Origin of the sequence: Mycobacterium sp., from assembly GCF_049802695.1 — a bacterium.
In the GTDB taxonomy this organism is placed as follows: domain Bacteria; phylum Actinomycetota; class Actinomycetes; order Mycobacteriales; family Mycobacteriaceae; genus Mycobacterium.
In genome coordinates this window covers 1-2410 of the sequence record NZ_JBARMY010000177.1, presented here as the reverse complement: position 1 = coordinate 2410, position 2410 = coordinate 1, and the positions used below count along the sequence as shown (strand labels likewise).

The 2410-nt window shown below is 68.6% G+C and carries 3 protein-coding genes; 1 reads left to right on the top strand and 2 read right to left on the bottom strand.

Annotated features, from left to right (window positions below; genetic code table 11):
• On the bottom strand, positions 1 to 685 hold a 685-nt coding region (locus WA317_RS07070), incomplete at its 3' end, for a PPE family protein (RefSeq protein WP_425172355.1).
• Positions 686 to 904: 219 nt separating this feature from the next.
• Between WA317_RS07070 and WA317_RS07065 the strand changes: the two genes are divergently transcribed.
• A complete protein-coding gene (locus WA317_RS07065) occupies positions 905 to 1159 on the top strand; it encodes a DUF2631 domain-containing protein (protein ID WP_425172354.1) in 255 nt (84 codons plus the stop codon).
• A gap of 6 nt (positions 1160 to 1165) precedes the next feature.
• On the opposite strand, the gene rlmN is transcribed toward WA317_RS07065, so the two are convergent.
• Complete coding sequence (gene rlmN, locus WA317_RS07060; protein ID WP_425172356.1) at positions 1166 to 2257, bottom strand: 23S rRNA (adenine(2503)-C(2))-methyltransferase RlmN; 1092 nt, start codon at positions 2255 to 2257, stop codon at positions 1166 to 1168.
• Between the last annotated feature and the right edge of the window lie 153 nt (positions 2258 to 2410).

Sequence of the window (2410 nt, the reverse complement as noted above, 5' to 3'; positions counted from 1 at the left end):
TCGCCAGCGTCTGTGCGGGGCTGATCGGCGGATCGACCGCCTGGGCAGGCGCCGCAGCCGCAGGGGCGGCCACGCTTTGCACCGCCTGCGCCAGCGCGGAGTTCTGTGCCTGGGTGCCGGCGGCTTGCGTAACGGTGGCGGCCTGCACGGCCGTCCCGTCCGCCTTCGTGGTCTGCGGCGGCTCGCTGAACGGTGTCAGCTGCGCGGCCGCCGCCGAGGAGCCGGCATAGCCGTACATCGCGGCGGCATCCTGGGCCCACATCTCGGCATAGTTCGCCTCGGTGGCCGCGATCGCCGGGGTGTTCTGACCGAGGATATTGGTCGCAATCAACGACATCAGTAGAGCGCGGTTGGCCGCGATAACCGGCGGGGGAACCGTTGCCGCGAAAGCGGTTTCGTACGCAGCCACCGCCGCGCGCGCCTGGTCGGCGGTCTGCTCAGCCTGAGCAGCGGTGGCGCTCATCCACGCTACATACGGCGCGGCGGCGGCAGCCATCGTGTCCGACGAGGGACCCTGCCACTGGGCGGTCAGCCCCGAGAGTACTGAGGAGTAGGAAACCGCCGTGGAATGCAGGTCGGCGGCCGTGGCGTCCCAGGCGGCGGCAGCGGCAAGCATCGGTCCAGACCCCGGACCGGTGTACATGCGACCGGAGTTGATTTCCGGCGGGAACATTCCGAAATCCACCGCTTCACCCCGTCCCGAGTTCAACCGCTAAGCTCGCTCCCCTTAGGTGAACGTTACCGAAGGTAACAGTCGCCTGGCGATAGCTTCCGTCATACCCTGTCACAGCGACGACGTAAACGGCTTCCCGGCGATTTGTTACCTTCGTCGGCGACGGCCGCGACCTGCACCACGGTGTGCGAGAATTGCGGCAACGCAGTCAATTGAGCCGGAGGGTCTGCTGTGGCCAGCACTGAGTTGGAGCGCGACGCCAGAATCGAGGTCGCCGAGGTTCCGTCCGCGGCGTGGGGCTGGAGCCGGATCAACTACCGCACCTGGCACGCCACCGGCGTCGTCATCGTGATCTTTCTGGTGGCCATGTTGCGCGGCAATCACGTCGGCCACATCGAGAACCTGTATCTGGTCGGGTTCGCCGTGCTGGCGCTGTTCGTCATCGGTCGAGACTGGTGGCTACGACGCCGGGGCAAGCTTCGGTAGCAGGCCTCAGACGTCAGCGGCCAACTGGCCGCAGGCCGCGGCGATCTCCCGCCCGCGAGTGTCGCGCACGGTGCAGGGCACGCCCTGAGCGCGCACGCGACGGACGAAGTCACGTTGCACGGACTTCGCGCTGGCGTCCCATCGGCTGCCCGGCGTTGGGTTGAGCGGGATCAGGTTTGCGTGCACCAGTGCGCCGAGTGCCCGGTGCAGTGTCTGGCCCAGCAGATCGGCCCGCCACTGCTGGTCGTTCACGTCGCGGATCAGCGCGTATTCCACCGAGATCCGTCGACCGGTGGATTCGGCGTAGTAGCGCGCAGCGTCGAGCACGGTGGCGACGTTCCACCGGTTGTTGACCGGCACCAGGGTGTCGCGCAGCTGGTCGTCGGGTGCGTGCAGCGACAGTGCCAGCGTCACGCCCAGGCGTTCGTCGGCCAGCTTGCGGATCGCCGGAGCCAGGCCGACCGTCGACACCGTCACCGAGCGCGCTGAGATCCCGAAGCCGTGCGGAGGCGGTTCGGTGATCCGCCGCACCGCTGCCACCGCCCTGGCGTAATTGGCCAGCGGCTCCCCCATGCCCATGAACACCACGTTGGACAACCGGTCGCCGTGATCGTCGCGCAGCGCCGCCGCCGCACGTCGCACCTGCTCGACGATCTCAGCGGTCGACAGGTTGCGGGTCAGCCCGCCCTGACCGGTGGCGCAGAACGGGCACGCCATTCCGCAGCCGGCCTGCGACGAGATACACACCGTCGCCCGGCGCGGGTAGCGCATCAACACCGATTCGAACGTCGTCCCGTCGACCGCGCGCCACAGCGTCTTGCGGGTCTCGCCCGCGTCACACGTGACGTCCCGGACCGCCGTGAGCAATTCCGGAAACAGCGCGTCGGCGACCCGGTCACGGACAGCGACCGGCAGGTCGGTCATCGTTCGCGGGTCACCGGTCAGGCGGCCGTAATACTGCTGCGCCACCTGGTTGGCCCGGAACCCCGGCAACCCCAACTCGGCGACAGCCGCCGCGCGGCCTGCCGCGTCGAGGTCGGCGAGATGACGGGGCGGCAACGCGCGCCGCGGAGCGTCGAACACCAGTTGTTGCGTCATGATCACTGTCCAGTGTGACCTGCCGCGCTCGAAGGATGCCAGGAGTTTCGCGCCCGGGCCCACGGGTATGGGGCAGCGGTGAGTCGACGTGCCGATCTTGAGCGGGTGGCCGATCGGGTATTCGGCTGGAAGCAGCTGCGCCCGGCGCAGCTC

Excerpts from the sequence above, each read along its gene's own strand:
- rlmN (WP_425172356.1), bottom strand. The coding sequence starts at position 2,257 with ATGACGCAACAACTGGTGTTCGACGCTCCGCGGCGCGCGTTGCCGCCC.